General features: G+C 51.3%; 1 protein-coding gene. It reads right to left on the bottom strand.

Translation table 11 applies throughout. The features are described from left to right. A partial coding sequence (locus tag NR126_RS29155; RefSeq protein ID WP_256832496.1) for a hypothetical protein occupies positions 1 to 425 on the bottom strand: 425 nt, incomplete at both ends.

The raw sequence follows: 425 nt of genomic DNA, 5'->3' as shown, positions 1-425 counted from the left end.
TGCCTCTCTTTTTATTTTCTTCCTTTCCTTTCTCCTTCCTCTTCCTTCCCCCCCTTTCTTCTCCCCCTCCTTTTCTCTCCCTTCTCTCTTTCCTCTCCCTCTTTTCTCTCTTTTCCTCCCTTCCTTTTCTCCTCCCCCTTCTCTCCTCTCTCCTTCTCTTTTCCTTCCCTTCCTCCTCCCCCCTTCTTCTCTCCCTCCCTCTCTCCCTTCTCTCTCTTCTTTTTTTCTCTTTCTCTCTCCCCTTTCCCCCCTCCCCTTTTTTTCCTCTCTCTCTCCCTTCCCCCCCTTCTTCCTCCCTCCTCTTTTTCCCTCTCCCCTCTTTCTTCTTCCTCTCTTCTCCTTTCTTCTCTCGTTTCTTTTTTCTCTCTCCCTTTCCCTCTCCCTCCCTCTCTTCCCCCTCCTTTTTCTTCCCTCCCCGGTCAGCG

This window comes from Pseudomonas sp. Pse1 (assembly GCF_024519635.1).
GTDB lineage: Bacteria > Pseudomonadota > Gammaproteobacteria > Pseudomonadales > Pseudomonadaceae > Aquipseudomonas.
Note: the sequence above shows the minus strand (reverse complement) of the source record. Positions and strands in the feature narration are given on the sequence as shown.